The organism is Agarivorans sp. OAG1, assembly GCF_037076485.1.
GTDB lineage: Bacteria > Pseudomonadota > Gammaproteobacteria > Enterobacterales > Celerinatantimonadaceae > Agarivorans > Agarivorans albus.
Map to the genome: position 1 here is coordinate 2796839 of NZ_AP028990.1, position 14729 is coordinate 2811567.

Consider the following 14729-nt stretch of genomic DNA (forward strand, 5'->3'; position numbering starts at 1 on the left):
ATTTATAGCTTAAATACTAAATTCTTCTAGGAACTGAACAGCTTGATTTCGTCCAGTTTTCTTGGCGTGATATAAAGCATCGTCGGCACGCTGTAATACACTATCGCAATTACTGTCGGTCACTTCTATGCTACTCACTCCCAAACTAACCGTAACATCAACCTGATGATTTAGTGTGGTGAAAGTGTATTCTTCAATTGCTATTCTTATTCGCTCGGCGCTGCGCAGAGCTTCTGATGTTTTAGTATTGGGAAGTAAAATGGCAAACTCTTCACCGCCCATTCGCGCGCAAATATCCACCTCACGGAGTTGGGTACAAATCTGCTGATACACTTGCTTAAGCACTCTGTCACCACAAGGGTGACCATATTGATCGTTGATTCTCTTAAAGTTATCAATGTCTAACATGATTAAGCTGCAATCAAGAAAGTGACGGTGAAAGGTTTGGTAATGATTCGCTAAACTTTCAAAGAAACGACGCCGGTTAAACGCACCGGTTAAATCATCGGTTTCACTAAGTCTACGCAGTTGTTGCTCTAGCTTGTAGCGCTCATTAATATTGCGCGCCGCCCAAACCACCGCTCGCTGACCATCTATAAAAGAGTTTAAGGGTAGAATGCGAGCTTCAAACCAATGCTCTCTTTCTAGTTTGGCGCTTTCACAGTTGGGTAAACGAATATCGTCTGGTGAAATGGCGTACTCCGAAACACGCAAGCGCTGCTCAAAAATACTATTGCGGATTTGTTGTAAGAACCATTTAGCTTTTTCTTCGCTAAATACATCAGATACAAAGCGACCGGTTAATAACCGGCTGCTTGAGAACTCATGGGCCTCTTGATCACCCAAATGAGCAATACAATAACCATCTTCGGTAAATACCAATGTGGAATCGGGAAATGCTGCAACAATCTCCAACAGCTGTGGAGTCGATAAATGCATATAATAAGCCTTAACTAACTGCAAAACAGAAACGACAAGGTTTAGTTACACAAACTACAAATCACTATTATTAGAATTATAAAGCTAAACGAAATTTGAGTTATAGCTGAAGCTTTAGACTACTCTGACCACTTAATGATGAAATTGATTCACATCAATTTGCGAAATAAATAGCAAGTAAATCTAATAAATCATAAGGCCTAAGAACATTAATCCACACATTGGCTAATAACCCCAACTAACTCACTAATTAGTTCTGCTCAGGTTTTGCTACCCAACTGCTATTTAAGCCAACTCTTCACGCCTTTGCCTGCGTCGCTGCATCTTTAATGCACAGTAAAAACTAAATTTTTTGATGGTATTTCAGACAAGCCGACTTAATCGTTAAAACTGTCACAGCCTAATAAAACAACAATTGTATTACCAGGCGTTCAAGATAAAAGTATTAATCAATTGTTAAGGATTTATGAATAGCTAAGGACAGCTAATGAGCTTATTTACAGAATTTAACCCTATTAAGTGGGTAGTTTCTATTCTCACCTGTTTGCCCACTAAGTTAGCTATTTGGCTTTTTAACACGCTAAAACTTCATCAGTTTAGCGCTCTAGTGTTAATGGCAATAAGGCTTATCCGCCCAACATTTACAAGCGATACCCAAATAGATGCTTCATCAATCAACTTGAGTTTTCCAACTCAGTTTAGGTATTGCCAACCCAAGTCCCAAGTGCTGTTAAATCGAGATGCTTATACATTTTGACGTCACTTAGACAGAAGCAAAATTGTTAATAAAAACAATGAACTCCACATAAGGAATATGATGAAAATGAAAGTTAGTTCTATATTTGCAGTAGCAATTGCCGTAGCAACAATAACGCCTTCCCACGCTAATTATTTTAAGGATGATTTTAGCTGGGGATACAATTCTGGTATTTGGCAAGCCCGTGATGGCAGTAATGGCAGCCCTTTTGGTTGTAAATTTACTCCGTCTAAAATCTCACCAAGCTCCCATGGTATCACCCTAAACGTAGCGCCAAATCAATGTGCCGAGCTTAGAACCAAATCCTTACTAAGTTATGGCAAGGTTCAATCTAGCCTCAAAACAGGAAATGCCAAAGGCACTGTATCCTCTATATTTACCTACACTTCATGGCACGATGTGCCTGGTCGAGCTTGGCAAGAAATAGACATCGAGTTTTTACCTAGTCTTGGAAACGTTGTACATACTAACCTTATCTACCAACCCCAAGGTGGCCAATACCAAAGCTGGGAACTGGATATTGATTTAGGCCAATATGGTCTAAACATACATCAAGACCTAATCCATATCGGCTTCGATTGGTCTAGCTGGAAAATCGATTGGTACTTGATAGATTCTTCAGGAAATACTCGCATCATTCGTAGTCTGTACAAGGACAATGGGGATGGCTATATTGCCGCAAATGAAGTTCCACAATACGCATGGCCTGTGGATCCAACCCGCATAATGATCAACCACTGGCACGGCGATAACTCTGCAGATGCAATGTACTTTCCGCAAGAGTACTTCTATCAAAACAACTGGGCCTACTACGATTACCTAGAATACACACCCAAATAAACTCAGCTATCGGCAGGCTTTATTTAAGCTTGCCGATTTTGGCATCAAGCAATTTGCTACAAACTAGCGGGCTTAACCACAGTCATTCAGCTTGTTATTTACCAAGGCATAAGTACAGCGGCTAATTAATGCAACTTGCTCAACTTGCATAAAGTGCCCCTGCTCAACTAGGCGAATAACTTTGGAGTGTTGGGCTGGTAAGTATTGCTCGGCAAAATCAGCATTTTTGGGATCAACCAAATGGTCTTTACCACCTTGTACTAACACCACAGGTATTTTAAGCGAAGCTAAACGCTCGGGCGAATCAGCTAAGCCATCTTGCAGGGCAAACATATCTAAATTAGCTTGGTTTAGTTGTTTCCCCATATCAGATAAAGACAATAAATAGTGCCCTACACCACTTCTAGCAAACTTGTTATACCAACGCGCTTGAGTAAGCTGTTTACTCATTCCACCAGCCAACAATAACAAACCATCAACTTGCTGGGGGTTATGCTCGGCAATAATAGGCGCTAAGGACGCGCCCCAAGAATGCCCTACAAGAATTAGCGGCAGCTCGGGGTACTTTTGCTTTAAGTGTTGAATGAGAGGTGAAATCAGCTTCGCTTGAGCCTGCATGTTAGCAACAGGTTTAGCTTGGTCTTGATATTGCGACAATCCCCAGCCCGGCCTATCAAAACTAACCACGCGTATTTTGCTCGTTAAAGAAGGCTCTGTAATCAAGTAAGCACTGTCTTGCCAAGACCCAGGCGTGCCGTGGATCCACACCATAACCGCTTGCTCTGCACGCCCATTAGCATGTACGTTCAAAGAAAAATTATCCGCAGTAAGTTGATAGTGTTCGATATCCGGATTAGTTAACAAATCACTTTGAATAAACTGCTGTTGTTGCTTTATCGCACTAGGCATTGGGCTACAGGCTAGCAATGTGCACAGTCCAGCCGCTAGACCCAAACACAACATCACTCTCTTCATTAAGAAGCTAAAATCCATAATCAGGCAACACCAAAGCAATAAACAGTCACTAAAACACTAGAAAGTGAAACCACCAAGTAAATTTCACATTCGATTACACTAGCTCAAACTTGACCCATTCCCAGCACATAGCCATAATCTGGGCTCTTCCTCCCCATGGCATTAAAAATGAATAACCCAGAAGATTCACCAGAAGAAATTGAAGTAGAAGCCACCGAAGTATATGTGGATGAACAACCTATCGAGCTTTACAAAGTATTAAAGATAGGCAATTTGGTGAATGGCGGCGGCGAAGCCAAAATGGCTATAGCAGAAGGTTATGTTGGGCTTAACGGTGAACTCGAACAGCGTAAACGCAAGAAGGTGTATGCTGATGACATCATCGAGTTTAACGGTCAGTTTTTATATGTTGTTTGTGATCAGCCTATTACTGAGCCAGAGCCTAAAAGCGCAGTGAAGAAAGGTTCAAACAAGCAGAAAAACAAGGGAAATAAAGCAAGCAAGCCTAGTCAAAAACCAACAACTGCCAAGCAGCCTAACGAAAAGCAAGCTCAGCGAAATGCTAAAACAGGTCGCCACTCAATCAAGTTCTAGTAGCTAAGTGCCCAGAAATAAAAAGGCAGCCAAAGGCTGCTTTTTAATAAACACAAACATAAAAAAAGCCGCTCAATGAGCGGCTTTTTTACTAAGTAGTATGCTTACTTCTTAGCTTGACGTTCTTTTTCTTCTGCGATTACCGCTTCAGCCACGTTTTGTGGAGTAGCAGCGTAGTGCGAGAATTCCATAGAGAACTGACCACGACCAGAAGTCATAGTACGTAGAGAACCAATGTAACCGAACATTTCTGCTAGTGGTACATCAGCTTTAATACGTACGCCAGTTACGCCAGCTTCTTGGTCTTTAATCATGCCACGACGACGGTTCAAGTCACCAATAACATCACCAACGTGATCTTCTGGAGAGAATACGTCAACCTTCATGATTGGCTCAAGAAGTTGTGGGCCCGCTTTTGGTACAGATTGACGGTAAGCGCCTTTAGCTGCAATTTCAAAAGCAATTGCTGATGAATCCACTGCGTGGAAAGCACCATCGTACAATTCTACTTCCATATCTAGTAATGGGAAGCCAGCTAGTGGACCAGTTTCCATCATCACTTCGAAGCCTTTTTGAACTGCAGGCCAGAATTCTTTAGGTACGTTACCACCAACAACGGTTGAAGAGAACGTGAAACCAGAGTTAGGCTCACCAGGCTTGATGCGGTAATCAATCTTACCGAATTGACCAGAACCACCAGACTGTTTCTTGTGCGTGTAGCTATCTTCAATCGCTTGAGTAATAGTTTCACGGTAAGCAACCTGAGGTTGACCAACAACTAGGTCTACACCGTAAGTACGCTTCAAGATATCAACTTTAATGTCTAGGTGAAGTTCGCCCATACCTTTAAGGATGGTTTCGCCTGAATCTTCGTCAGTTTCAACTTGGAAAGAAGGATCTTCTGCAACCATTTTACCGATAGCAATACCCATTTTCTCAGTTGAACCTTTATCTTTAGGTGCAACAGCAATCGAGATTACTGGCGTTGGGAATACCATAGGCTCTAGGGTACAAGGGCTCTTAGGATCACATAAAGTGTGACCAGTTTGAACGTTCTTCATACCTACGATAGCAATAATGTCACCAGCTTGAGCGCTAGTTAATTCATTACGGTCGTCAGCTTGCATTTCTACCATACGGCCAACACGCTCTGTTTTACCAGTAAACGCGTTAAGGATGGTGTCACCTTTGTTCAACACACCCGAGTAGATACGTACGAAGGTAAGCGCACCAAAGCGGTCATCCATAATTTTGAATGCTAACGCGCGTAGTGGTTCGTCAGCAGAAACAATAGCGTGGTTGCCAGTTTCTTCGCCTTCGTCATCCATAAGAGGTTGAGGATCAACTTCAGTTGGGTTTGGCAAGTAATCAACAACAGCATCAAGTACTAATTGAATACCTTTGTTTTTAAATGCAGAACCACAGTAAGTTGGGAAGAAAGACATATCGCGAGTACCTTTACGGATACACGCTTTAAGTTGCTCAATAGTAGGTTCTTCACCTTCCATGTAAGCCATCATTAAGTCTTCGTCTTGCTCAACTGCAGTTTCAACCAACATTTCGCGGTATTCAGCTGCCTTCTCTACCATATCTTCTGGGATATCGGTAACTTCGTAGTTCTCAGGAAGACCTGTGTCATCCCAGATGTAAGCTTTTTCAGATAGAAGGTCAACAACACCAACGAAGTCGTCTTCGATACCGATAGGTAGAACCATAACTAGTGGGTTAGCAGCTAGTACGTCTTGAGTTTGCTTAACTACGCGGTAGAAGTCAGCACCCATACGGTCTAATTTGTTTACGAAGATGATACGAGCAACTTCTGATTCGTTAGCGTAACGCCAGTTAGTTTCTGACTGAGGTTCAACACCACCAGAACCACAGAATACACCGATACCGCCATCAAGTACTTTAAGTGAACGGTATACTTCAACAGTGAAGTCAACGTGTCCAGGAGTATCAATAACGTTGAAGCGGTGGTCGTTCCAGAAACAGCTTACTGCTGCAGACTGAATAGTAATACCACGCTCAGCTTCCTGTTCCATGAAGTCAGTAGTAGACTCACCGTCATGTACTTCACCAGTTTTGTGGATCTGACCAGTAAGTTTTAGGATACGCTCAGTTGTGGTAGTTTTACCTGCATCAACGTGAGCAAAAATACCAATATTTCTATATTTTGATAAATCAGCCATTGTTCAACTCTAATTCAATTGTTTTTCAAATTCGCGGGGAGTATACCACTACTGTCGCACAAGGCGAGAGGGTGAACTGTATTTGAGCGATTTATTGCGAAATTTCTTTAAAAAAGTGTCTTTAATTAGTGTCAACAACTAGCCGCAAGCCTGTTAACCACGGGTTTTCACTTAAATTAGTATTTTCTGCTCACTCAACAAAAAAAGTATAACTCCCCTACCCAATAATCAGCATAGTTGGCTTAATCGTTAGCGCAACCGGATTATTGCCCTTATTACCACCACCTTTGTTAGCGGTAGCTTAGGCTAGCATTACTTCTTTTTATCCATCATTGCTTTAAGATCAGCAAACGGGTTTGAGGTTGCCACTTCTTGCTTTAAATCACTACCGGCTTCTACTGTTGAGCCGTATTGAGCAGCTTCGGTATATTTAGAATGCTCATGGTCATGACAGTACAAACATAACAGCTCCCAGTTAGACCCATCGTTTGGGTTATTGGTATGGTCGTGGTCGATATGGTGCACGGTTAATTCGCGCAAATTAGAGTAAGGAAATTCACGTGCACATCGCCCACAAACCCAAGGGAATAGTTTCAACGCTTTCTCGCGGTAACCTTGTTCAAGGCTTGCGTAATTATTTGGAATATTAGCCATTCTCTGCTCCAGCTATTTTTGCCAAATACTATAACATCAGCACAGCTAAAACACGCAACTAAGCGGGCTTGTTTTGTTCAGCAACAGAAACTTGGGTAAGCGCTTTCATATTTATCAAAAATAAACCACACTAAACTTAGTTGCGCTAAGGGATCAGCCATGGATAGATCGTTAACTCAAGTACACTGTAATCGTTGTGAATGCAGCACCACCACCGACAAAGTAAACGGTTGGCGGGTATTTTTGTATAACGGTTTAGAACTGCCACTGCGCAGAACCTTGGGTTGGTGCAAACAATGTGAAGCGCTAGTAACTGCCGAAGAATTTAGAGATATAAACCTCATAATCAAAGAAATGGGCGAACTGGTTAGGCAAGTATCTGCCTTAGAGAAAACCCTGAAAACTAACTACTGGCAACGGCTACTTAATCGCAAGCTTCGCAGAGTGCGCCGTCGCTCTGTAGAAAACTTACTAACCCTAGGCGCAGAACTTGATGTTGCCAGACAACGGGCAAATAAAGCTAGGTGTGTTTGCTGCGACTCTTTAGATGTAGAGGTTATAGATTCTTCATTAAATATTGTTGAGCAATTTTGGCAGCACAATCAACACAATGAAGTCGCCACTGGGTTAACTCATCCCGGTTGTGGCGGCGAGTTTGTCGCACGTTCCAATTCAAAAGTAGCGGGTAAACATGCGACCGCCACTTCATTAAATCCACTCCCCACAGCAACCCCTCATAAACAAGGCCAACAAAGTGTTGCCTAAGGCAACACTTTTTAAATTAACAAGACAGCAATTGATGCACCTGCTTAGCTCGCTCGCCCCAGCTTTCTGAACGCACACTCATTCGTTGAAAAGAGGTTCTACGATGTTGCAATGCCGAAGGTGTATCTAAGCTGTCTTGCAGCGCTTGAACCATTTGAAACGGCTCTTCAACTTGCGTCACCATGCCTGCGTAAGGTTTAAGCGCAGGGAAAGGCGTGCTTACAATGGGGCGCCCCGCGGCCAAATACTCACGTAATTTAAGTGGGTCACAAGAAGCTATTTGCTTACAGCTTTTAAAGGGTAACCAAGATACCTGCCAATGCTGTACATAACGGGGTAGCTCACTATGGGCTACTGCCGGGTACACTTCTATATTGTCTACTTGTTTAAAAGCAGAAATATCGGTTTGCACTTGGCCAATAAATACAAAACGCCATTCGGGTAAGGCCTTAGCAACTTTAACGATTAAAGGGATATCTAACCAAGCTGCTATAGAGCCATAAAAACCAGCAACTGGACCGCCTTGTAAAATAGATGGCGCTGGGCTCGAGGGGCGAACAAACAAGTTATAGTCTACCCCGTGCGGTAAAATACGGGTTTTCAAAGCTAGATGCGGTTGCTTAGAGAACTTACGTAACAGCATATCGCTAGCCACTAGCACGTGGTCAGCCTTTTCAACTAACTGCTTTTCACACTCAGTAACATGTTGGTGGTCTACGCCAGCTAGCGCATTAAAATCATCGCCACAGTAATAAATGACCTGCCGCTCGTTTAGATGGCCCAACATATCTACCGCCGTTGGTAAGGCAATCCAAAGATCAGGGTTAGTTAACTTAAGGCGCTTAACTTGTTTATTTACCTGAGCTTTTAACAAGCAGCGGTTAAGCCAGCGAAAAAAACGACTGCGTGGCGCGGGTAAGGCAATTGGCGACAATACATGAATATTGGCCGGCTTTTTAGCTGATGCTTTTTCTGTAGAATCTTGAGCATTCGCGTTAGCTTTGGTCGCACCAAACATCGACTTCATTTTTTCTAGTACTCTTTTAGCATCTCGCAGGCTCAAACGTGGCCTACGTAAACCAATAGAATTAATCCAAAGAATACGGTGGTTTTTAGCCAGTTCGGTTATCACGTGTTGGCTGCTACTTGGGTGGCGTTGCCAATCTTCACCAAATACTATGAGATCGTGTTTCATGTTATTTCTCCTCAATCGATTTAATGACTTTGGCGGGCACGCCTGCGGCCAAAACACCTGCCGGCAAACTTTTCGTCACAATGCTACCTGCAGCAACCACTGTACCTTTACCAATCGTTACCCCGGCCATAACTGATACACCGGTAGCTAACCACACGTCGTCTTCAAGAATTACGTCGCCAACCTGCTCATCTAGCTCGGGCAAGCCAGCAGCTCGTTGCTCTGCGTTTAAAGGATGACCTGGGTAGCCAGCAATAAAACAGCGCCCAGCTAAACGTACGTTGTTTCCCAAGATAACTTGTCTGCCAACGGCGATGGTGGTTTGCCAGCCTACATCCACGTTATCGCCAATCTTTAATAACGCGGGCTCAGCTGCACTGCTTCGTCCACTAAAGGTGGTTGCCCCAGAAATTCGGCAGCGATTGCCTAATTCAATGTTTAGGCCTTCACTAATAAGTGGCATTCCTCCGTATAGATACAAGGCCTGAGAAGGGCCGCTGGTTTTACTTCTAAACAAAGGCGTCCACCACAATATGCGCAGCACACTGCTTAAAGCATTAGATAAACTGGTATGAAGGCGGTAAAGCACCGAGAACAACAATGGCACTTTAGGTAGCTGACATAACCTTAGCGCCTTCAAAAACCTAAATAGATTTTTTGCTACGGCAGAGTCACTACTTTTTAGCCAATGCTTAGTATGATGAAAAAACATGCTGCTCATATAATTCCCCTATAACAGGTAGATGTGTTGTCTTAAACTGTAGGTAGCAGCATTTATGCCAATAAACTAAAATCAATTTATTCAATAACTTACAAAGAAAAACAAAGAGCGAATTGCAGTTTGCAATTCGCTCTTTGGGGCTCAAGCATAAGCCTTCTTAAAATGCATTTTTGGCTTTACCAATGGCAATGCCCATAGCAGCAACCAACTTAAACCAACGGCCGGTAATAGAGAGGTCCAGATAGAAGCCGCCATAAACGGAACGATTAGAAGCAAACCTAAAGGAGGGAGTAAAGCGCTGAGTAGCACAGCTACTTTATAAGGCAAGGCCTGTAAGCGTAAGCTCAGTGCGGTGAATAGTATAAAGCGCAAAGCAAATACACTGTTGGTAGCCACAATCAGCCCCCAAACACCCCACACGGGGATAAGTAGGTAATACAAACCTATCGCCATCAACGCCGACAAAGCATTAATCCGCGGCAGCCAAACAGGGCTATTTGGTAAGTAGCAACCAATATCGGTTACTGCGGTAGCTAGTTTAAAACCTAGCGCCAATAGCATTAAAGGCAACCATTCAATGCCACCTAAGTATTCTACTGGCAGCACCCACTTAAGCACTATGGGGACAAACAACGCAGCAGACAAAATCAATAACATCACCGCGAACAGCAAACGCTGATGAATCACACTCACTACATTTACGCCATTGCTTTGTTGTAACACCGTAAACCGACGTGGTAACCACCAGCTTTCTAATACACCAAATGCCATGGCCGTAGCCTCTACCACTTTAATCATAATGGCGTACTGGGCTAACGTTTCTGCGCCTAACCACTCTGCTAGTAGCAGCCGATCTAAACCATGCATAATGAATAGCGCGAGCGAAGCGCCAATTAAGCAACGTTGATAACTTAAGGTTAACTTGGCAAGGGCAAGATCTAACTTCAACTTCAGCTGTTTACGGCAAAACCACAAACCAATACTTAAACCTAAAGCATTGGCACAAACGCTAGCAACAATCACCGCATCCATTCCCCAGCCTTGCTGCAAACCAAATAGAGTCATCACTACTTGGCAACTCGCTTGCGCCACAACTAAATAAAAATAACTGTCAGCACGGCGCTCAATGCGCAGCCACATCATAATAGGCTGCAAAGAAATGGATAAAGCAATAACCGCAGAAACGCCAGCTAACTGAATAAGACTTAACTGAGAGAACACCTCTAGCGGCACTAGGGCTAGTGCTGTTCCTGCCAATACAGCTAACACCAGGCCGTAACTCAAACTTAATAAAACAGACGACGAAATAAGGTTCGCTTTAGCCGCGGCATCTTTACACTCTGGGTAAAAACGTGGCAAAGCACCTGCACTTATTTCTAACAACGAACACAAAGAAAAAATCACCACAAGACTTTCTAACACGCCGTATTCTTGCAAACTCAAATAGCGCGTGGTGACTGGCAGCATCATTAAGCCAATGCCTTTTTGCAGAATCATGAGTACGCCGTATATACCCATTTCCTGTAAGGACTGGCGAGCTTGCTTAAGCTTATTCCACAGCATAATTGGCTCTCCCCGCTCGAATGCGAATCAACCAAAGTGCCCACTCTCGGCTTTGCCATTTACTAAAGCTGCTTACAAAATAATTATCTTGGGTTTGCGAGTCACTGTTGTTTAGCTGATATTTTTCGATGAGGTGCTGGGTAAAGCGCCAGTAACAGAGTAAGTCGAACCAACTCACTTGGGTTCTTAACTGCAAATAAGCATGCCGACAAAGCATTTCCAAACACAGCGGCGCAGCATTAGGCAACAACTTACTTTGCTCCATGCGCTGCATAAAATCGCCAATAGATGACATACGTGCATACAAACGATGTTTATCAGCACCAGCGCGTCGACAAATGCCCTGCGGATTATGCCGATAAAAGTAGTAAGCTTGCTCGATATGCACCACGGTATCTGCGAACAATTCGGCCATGTAAGAGAAAATTTCATCTTCAAATAACTCTCCTTGGGGAAATACTATTTGATGCTCAAAAATAAACTCTCGACGAAATAGCTTGTTACATACCGAAGTATTCTCGCTAATATTTTGATGGGCGTAGCACTCTACACCCAGTGCAGAAAACTTACTAAAACCACAACTTACCCAATCCGCTTGCTGCTGGCTGGCCTCATTAAACAAATGCTGATACATGTTTTCATCTACGTAATCATCACTGTCTAAAAACCCTAGATACTGGCCCTTAGCGTGGCTCATCCCTATGTTTCGTGCTTGTGCTAAACCTACGTTTTTATCTAGCTTAACAATGCGAATAGCCAAATGGGATTGATGAGCAAAACGCGTCGCTAGTTGATAAGACTTATCTGGTGAAGCATCAATCACCACAATAACTTCCAGTGAGCTTAGTTGCTGGTTTTCTAGGCTAGTTAAACATTCCCACAAGTATTGCTCGGTATTAAACACCGGAACCACCACCGAAACACTGACCTGAGAAGCAAATACACTTTCCATTATTTAACTCCTTCACTACTCAAACTGGGCGATAACAGCCCTGCAGAAAGCTGTTGTTTGTACTGGCGCGCCTTTACCCAATAACTCAGCAATACAATTTGTGTGGCCGAGCCTCTAAATTTTAAATAACGGCTTACTTTGTAGTCTTGGGGAACAACTGCGCAGCGCTCAAGCAAACGGTACTTACCCACTAGATGGTCGATAAAACTAAAGAAGCCCAACAAATCAACAGCCGAAATATGATAATAAAGTGCGCTTAAAGCGTGATTAGCTAAACACTGCAGCAGCTCCACCGCATGATCTTCAATAGCGCCCCTGCGCTCCATATCGGCTAAAAACCTTGCCAGCATCAACTGCTTATCATAGAGGTTGAATCGACCGTGGTTATCTCCACGGCACAAGCCTTCTGGGCTCATTCGGTAGTTGTAAAGCACTTGATTAACCTCAGCTACATTCTCGGTGGCAAAGCGTGCGGTATACGCAAAAGGTTCATCTTCAAAAATCACATTGCTATAAAAATTTATTTGCTTGGAAAGTAGATAAACACGACGAAATAGCTTGTTAGTCACAAAGGTATCGTCGTAATACTCTTTAGTAGGAATGTTGTGGTATTCCACACTTGAGGCATGCGTTTCAAAAGAGCGCATTTGGCAACTCACCACGTCGGCATTGGTTGTGAGCGCTTTGCAAAACATCAGTTCAAACATATTTGGCTCTGCATAATCATCACTGTCTACAAAACCAATGTATTCACCCTGCGCCGACTGCATGGCAATGTTGCGAGCCATCGACACACCCACATTTTTTTCCAATACAATTTTGCGAAAGCGCTCTGGATACTGAATACAAAACTCGCCAGCAATCGCTGCGCAGTTGTCTGGAGAGGCATCAATAACTACTATTACCTCAACATGTTCGAGCGTTTGCTTGGCCAGTGAGTTCAAACAACTTGCTAGGTACTGCTCAGATTTATAGACAGGAACAATAATAGATACGTTAAACATGGCGATGCCCTCTTTTGCTATTCTTCGACCCGTTATTTCGAGTTCGAATTCAGGTCATAGCAACACTAGAGCAAAAGCTAGGCCATTCATCATTAGTTATTTAAATTCAATAAGATGAGAACGAAAAAACTGTAACAACAAATGCTAGTTTAGCGGCTTTTGCATTCTGCAATGGGTTGACGAAGTAGTTGAGCAATTGCCACCACTAAAGCAGTAAAAATATAGATAGGCCAAGTGAAGCCTTGAGTAAGGAAGGTGCCCGAAACAATAGTGCCTAACATACCTGCAAACACCCCTTCAGCGCAGGAGAACAAGCCTGCATGCTTGCTTGTGGCATGTTGTGCAAGGGTCTGTAGATTTTGATGGGCGAGCCGACAAACTTTAAATAGCAGCACGCAAAATACAATAAACCCCACAAAGCCTGTTTCTGCTAGCACCCCAAACCAAGTACTATGAACGGCATGGTTTTTACCATCCCAGTGAGACGAGAAGAAATAGTAGTTCGCATAAAAGTTATCAATCCCAACCCCGGTAATGGGGTTATATAAAGCCATCTTAAAGGCAGCCTGCCATGCATAAATTCGGCCCATTGAAGACTCATCAATTCCCGACTCGGCCGCCCCACCCGAGCTACGCTCCGACACCCCCGCCAGAATAAACAATATCGGTAATGCCAAGGCGCCGGCGCTAATTAGCAGCGCTTTATTTTCCACTCTTCGCCATGCTAGCACTGCACAAATGGTGGCAATGCCTAACAATCCACCTCGGCTTTGAGTGGCCAAAATGGCCAAGATAATCGCTCCAGCACATACAATGGCCAGCAAGCGAGTAAACGAAAAACCTCGCTTTAAGCTAAAGGCTAAGGCAAAACCTAAGGGAAACTGCAAGGTTAAGGCGAGATCGTTTGGGTCTCCAAGTACCGAACCCATCGAGCGGCCAATGGTTACTCGGGTACCCTCTACCATCTCTATACCGGCGGCGGCATTTTGTAAGGCAACAGTCGCAATCATTAAGCCACAAACAAAAAAGGCAACGGCTGCTCTCTCAAAATCTTCGGGGCGACGCATTAACCAAGCAATCGCCACAGTCATTAATGCAATCTTGCTAAATACCCCATTAAAATAAGCCATTGCTGTCGGTCTACTACTGGCAAATATCACCCCAACCGCACACAAAGCCACAAACAACATTAAGCAGCTTAATTCTTTACTCCAGTAGATTTGCATTTTGCGAGAAATGAATAAATGCCAAGCCAAACAAGCTAAGGATGCAAGGGCCAATAATTGCGGAATGCGTAAAACATACAAGGCAGGAAAAGCTTCGTGTAAACGAAAAAATGAGAAACAAACAAAGCCAAGCACTACCCAGAACGGTTGTTTCATCACCATTACAACAAGCAAAGGAAGAACGCCTAAGGCTAGTGGAATCAAGGGATTAGATAGCTTTAACCAAATTAAAGCTACCAACGCCACAACCAATAATGACCAAGCTAAAGGCTTGAGTCGCATTCCGCTATGGTCTTGATTTTTTAAGGCTGCTTTCATCTACATCACTCTCTGGCATTCAGCTTGCTTATGTAGC

General features: G+C 43.4%; 13 protein-coding genes. 3 read left to right on the plus strand and 10 right to left on the minus strand.

From position 1 onward, the window contains the following. Positions 1–9 precede the first annotated feature (9 nt). Positions 10–939 carry a GGDEF domain-containing protein gene (locus tag OAG1_RS12765; RefSeq protein WP_338621546.1) on the minus strand — a complete coding sequence of 310 codons (930 nt, stop codon included), beginning with the start codon at positions 937–939 and terminating at the stop codon, positions 10–12. An 823-nt stretch (positions 940–1762) separates the two neighbouring features. Between OAG1_RS12765 and OAG1_RS12770 the strand changes: the two genes are divergently transcribed. Continuing rightward, the gene (locus tag OAG1_RS12770) at positions 1763–2536 is read left to right on the plus strand and encodes a family 16 glycosylhydrolase (RefSeq protein WP_338621547.1); all 774 of its coding nucleotides are present in this window, start codon (positions 1763–1765) and stop codon (positions 2534–2536) included. A gap of 72 nt (positions 2537–2608) precedes the next feature. On the opposite strand, the gene OAG1_RS12775 is transcribed toward OAG1_RS12770, so the two are convergent. Continuing rightward, the gene (locus OAG1_RS12775; protein WP_338621548.1) at positions 2609–3529 is read right to left on the minus strand and encodes an alpha/beta hydrolase; all 921 of its coding nucleotides are present in this window, start codon (positions 3527–3529) and stop codon (positions 2609–2611) included. A gap of 150 nt (positions 3530–3679) precedes the next feature. Between OAG1_RS12775 and OAG1_RS12780 the strand changes: the two genes are divergently transcribed. After that, positions 3680–4105 carry an RNA-binding S4 domain-containing protein gene (locus tag OAG1_RS12780; RefSeq protein WP_338621549.1) on the plus strand — a complete coding sequence of 142 codons (426 nt, stop codon included), beginning with the start codon at positions 3680–3682 and terminating at the stop codon, positions 4103–4105. 104 nt (positions 4106–4209) lie between these two features. Here OAG1_RS12780 and fusA read toward each other — a convergent pair whose 3' ends face one another. After that, positions 4210–6294, minus strand: a complete 2085-nt coding sequence (fusA, locus tag OAG1_RS12785) for an elongation factor G (RefSeq protein ID WP_016400532.1) — start codon at positions 6292–6294, stop codon at positions 4210–4212. 312 nt (positions 6295–6606) lie between these two features. Further along, positions 6607–6948: a YajD family HNH nuclease gene (locus tag OAG1_RS12790; RefSeq protein WP_152782311.1), complete on the minus strand. Its 342-nt coding sequence runs from the start codon at positions 6946–6948 to the stop codon at positions 6607–6609. Between the two features lie 159 nt (positions 6949–7107). Here OAG1_RS12790 and OAG1_RS12795 point away from each other — a divergent pair, with 159 nt between their 5' ends. Next, complete coding sequence (locus OAG1_RS12795) at positions 7108–7713, plus strand: hypothetical protein (RefSeq protein ID WP_338621550.1); 606 nt, start codon at positions 7108–7110, stop codon at positions 7711–7713. Between the two features lie 16 nt (positions 7714–7729). Here OAG1_RS12795 and OAG1_RS12800 read toward each other — a convergent pair whose 3' ends face one another. The 6 genes from OAG1_RS12800 to OAG1_RS12825 form a co-directional block, all read right to left on the minus strand. Continuing rightward, a complete protein-coding gene (locus tag OAG1_RS12800) occupies positions 7730–8908 on the minus strand; it encodes a glycosyltransferase (RefSeq protein WP_338621551.1) in 1179 nt (392 codons plus the stop codon). Position 8909: 1 nt separating this feature from the next. Beyond that, a complete protein-coding gene (locus OAG1_RS12805) occupies positions 8910–9629 on the minus strand; it encodes an acyltransferase (RefSeq protein ID WP_338621552.1) in 720 nt (239 codons plus the stop codon). A 141-nt stretch (positions 9630–9770) separates the two neighbouring features. Further along, positions 9771–11192, minus strand: coding sequence for an oligosaccharide flippase family protein (locus tag OAG1_RS12810; protein WP_338621553.1), 1422 nt, complete (start codon positions 11190–11192; stop codon positions 9771–9773). Continuing rightward, positions 11179–12144 (minus strand): glycosyltransferase family 2 protein, encoded by a 966-nt coding sequence (locus OAG1_RS12815; RefSeq protein WP_338621554.1) that lies wholly within the window; start codon positions 12142–12144, stop codon positions 11179–11181. Before OAG1_RS12815 ends, OAG1_RS12810 begins: the two co-directional genes overlap by 14 nt. Continuing rightward, positions 12144–13148 carry a glycosyltransferase family 2 protein gene (locus OAG1_RS12820; RefSeq protein WP_338621555.1) on the minus strand — a complete coding sequence of 335 codons (1005 nt, stop codon included), beginning with the start codon at positions 13146–13148 and terminating at the stop codon, positions 12144–12146. Before OAG1_RS12820 ends, OAG1_RS12815 begins: the two co-directional genes overlap by 1 nt. 149 nt (positions 13149–13297) lie before the next feature. Continuing rightward, positions 13298–14692, minus strand: a complete 1395-nt coding sequence (locus OAG1_RS12825) for an O-antigen ligase family protein (RefSeq protein WP_338621556.1) — start codon at positions 14690–14692, stop codon at positions 13298–13300. Positions 14693–14729 lie beyond the last annotated feature (37 nt).